The organism is Arthrobacter sp. TJ-236 (assembly GCF_058269235.1).
Map to the genome: position 1 here is coordinate 1 of NZ_JBZCNI010000013.1, position 3,545 is coordinate 3,545.

Annotated in this window: 1 protein-coding gene; it reads right to left on the minus strand. The window is 61.6% G+C overall.

What is annotated here, in order from left to right; all coding sequences use genetic code 11:
- Positions 1 to 3,355: 3,355 nt before the first annotated feature.
- Positions 3,356 to 3,545: hypothetical protein (locus AC4D16_RS16920; RefSeq protein ID WP_490955856.1), on the minus strand; the 190-nt coding region annotated here is incomplete at its 5' end.

Here is a 3,545-nt window from a genome sequence, read left to right on the forward strand (position 1 = left end):
CACACCACCAGGTGCGGGGCCTCACCCCATTAACCCCCCAACACGCCCTCAACCCGGACCCGCAACGGGCGGCCGCAGCCGCAGCCGCAGCATCGGCAAACCGAGCGGCACGTTGTCAACGGTCAGCGGCAAACCAAGCGGCAGACCAAGCGGCAAACCGTCGACGGTAAGCGGCAGATCCGCCGAGAACCTGACCCAGGGCCGAGCCCTGTCCACCGGCCCCCCGGTAGTAACCGCCCGCAACAGCACAGCCCGCAACAGCACAATCAGCAAGCAACCTAGGGCAGGAACAGCCAGCGAGCGACTCACGGCGGGAAAGTCGGCAAGCGACCCAGAGCAGGCCGGCGTCGCACCGTCTTCCGGGTCGCATCAGATCGCATCAGACCAGCGCGAGGGTCGCCCGCAGCAGCACTGGTAGTGACACCACAGCCAGCAAGCTCGAGGCAGGAACTGGCAGCAAGCGAAGTGACGCCGGCGCCGGATCAGGATCAGATTGCACACGTCAGCCGGTAGCACCTCCCGCTAGGGTCTGTGTTCAGCGTCAGTCATGTTCACTTTCGTTGGCCGGCACGTCCTGGACCAGAGGTCGTCTGAACCCGATAGCGGATCTTCGCCCGCACGGTCAGTATTCGTAGGTACGCCGGAGAGCGGCTCGTGGACATCCCTCTCCTGAGGTGCCAACTGATGGGTTGACGGCACGGGCCTGATTGCCATCATCGCCCGAGGTACAGCTAGGGGCGGACCAGCTCGTAGAGGCGACTCGTACGGAGGCTCCCGCGGGGCGTAGGCATATCGATGCGCCGGCCTTCGCTGTGACGACCTGCTAGGAACAGCTCCCGCACTGTGCGTCCGATGTCTCGGCGTATCCGTTCACGTCCGCTCCTTTCGCGGACAACTCTCGGACCGCACCTGCTCATCCCGTCACCGCGGGAGCCTCCAACTTCTTGCATTACTTCGCGCTGGTGACCTGGTCTTTCCAATTCAGCTGCACGAGCTTGCCGCACAACACTGGCAGTCTCGCCACATCGGAATTGTGGTTTACCTCCGGCGTCGGCCCACACGAGCTCACCGCGCCGTACTTGCCGATAGTGCCAAGCCTGTACCGGCCCATCGAGCCAAGACGATTGTCGGGTGGCTCCCAATTCCTTTGGTCGGCTCCGCTCATCATGGCGGGAGCTTGGCGTCCGGCCGCGCCCCCTCCTCTGAGCGGTGCTCGGAGCCGAGATCTCACAGAAGGTAATCAGGCGCGGCGTCGCATCCGAACCACGTGTCGAGCACCGCCAACAAGCATCTCCACCAGGCCGCCACTGACATTGGCGCGATACGCTGCCGTCAATCACATCTCGTCGCTGCAGGTCGACAATGCTCCACCGGTGGTGCGTGGCAATTCGACGGGGCCACTGACGTGGATTGAGCGGATGGCCAATCGGTAGCCGGCTCACGTTGAATATTGGTCGGGCCACGTCGTTGGCCTGCGCACTATTCACAGAGGGATCGTCTGTTCGATCAGGCGGACGAATATATCGGTACTCCGATCGTCAGATGTCGGCACCGGCAATTCCTACATCGGCTGTGCCTGGTTCCGGGAGCCGGTCTCTACGCAAGGGACTCATCAGTGGTCCCAGGATCATTGTGTCTGCTTCGGTCGGAGCGCCGGTGGTTGGTCTCCGTCCCAGCAATGCGTTCACGGTTTGATCCCGTCTCTCGTTCCCACCGGATCACAATGCTCCGTCCACTTTTTGCTTTCAGCGACGGTGAATCACGTGCTCGAAGTACATGGTCTCGGCTATTCGGTCGACGGACTGACCTCTGAAGTGAGAGCTCATGGGCGGAAGCGAACGGATCGGCTTCGCGGTGAACTGTACAAGGCATGATCCTCTCGATGTGTAGGGCCACTCAGCTCGACAAGCGCACACGGCAAGGACGGCCTGTGCCTGCTTCAGCGTCATCAGTAGAGAAGCATCTCTATCCATCGATGCTGGTGCAGCATGCTTGCGCGGCGTCCGCCGGTGCAGCGTTCCCGCGCGGCACATGTGGACGTGGATGGGCAACGACCGCTGAGCGCTGGTCTCGCTCTTCGAGGAGTCCTCGGAACTTCGGCTAACGAGCGTTTCTCTGGCTCGGCGTCGGATACGTGGTGTCGGAGCTGAAGGATGTCCCCAGTCGATGCACCCGATTCTTCTCGAGCTGACTCTGCGCCTGAGTTTCCTCGTGGTGAGGCCGGAGGCAGGTTCGACGAGACGCTGATTTCCGTGCTCGTCGCGAGGTGATCTTCCGACATGGGTGAAGGTGCCTCCATGGCGGGAGGTGAAAGCGGTCATCACATGTAGGTCGACCTCTACTGACCTTCACGACAACGTCGCGATGAGTCGCCGATGCACGTGGAGTGCCGATGAGTCGGCGATGCACGGGGAGTGTTTTGGGCGGCGGCAGCATGTTCTTCGACAGCATCTGGGTCAGCCCGTCTCGCGGAACGCCGCGTAAAGGGCCGGGCCAACAAGCGCTGGAACCGTCAGCGCCGGCGCCACCAGCGCTTGCTGCCACCAGGGGGAGTGGAGGCATCCTCGGGTATTGCCTCCGAAGGCGAACGGAGCCATGACGACGACCCGCTGCGCCGGTTGGAGGCTCCTCCGGACTTTCTTCGGGCCAGGATGTGCCCCACGGAGGAGGCGGTTGGACAACGAGGAGGCTATAGGTCAGCTCGAGGTGACCGGAGGCGCCGAGGTTCTCGCCGATAGAAGTCAGCTACGTCGGAGCCACTCGCGGGATTGAGAATGAAGCACAGATGGAGACTCCCCAACTGGCTCATCAGTACGACGTGCCCTGGGAACCAAGGTCCGAGCTTCTTCGCGTCGGGCGGGAGGGTTGGCGGAAGGGTGTTCCTCAGGCGCGAAGCCCTCAGCGACGAGGTATTCCGCCGCCCGGCGTATCGGCTGTCCGCCGTGTGCGCGGCCGGTCGTTCCATTGGCCGGCCCCTTCTGGTGGCCGTGGCGCCCTATGTTCTGACATCGCTGACTGCATACCTAAAGTGACTCAACCCGTCCGTGTGACCGGAGGTGTGCCAGTCACTTGTACTGAGCCTGAGCCTGAGCCTGAGCCTGAGCCCGAGCCCGGGCCCCCGCCTACCGTGCCTTGGAGGAGCTGTCGGACAACCTTGAGTAGGGCGATATCAGCAGTCCACGCGGCCGTTATGCGCCGCCACGAGGACGTGATGCAGGCGACGTCGGGCTGGTTTGCCGGTTGGCCATTGTGGGTGTAATGTTTCATGAGTTGCCCCGATGAGGGCAACCAACCCCTTCACATTGATCGGCCGGTTCGTGCGCTCTAAAGCGAAAACGAATTAGGTCATTAATTGTCATGGGTTCGTTTGTTGAATTGTTGATTGTGAGCTGTAAGCCACAACCGAGGATTTGACAAGGGAAAAGGAGATGAAATAAGCTGTAAATGTAGCAGCGAGGGAAAGCAAGCCGCTGAAGACGTGAAAGCGTCGGGCTTGTGAGTAATCGGTTGCTCCTGTTGTTTGAGAACTCAATAGTGTGCCAAGT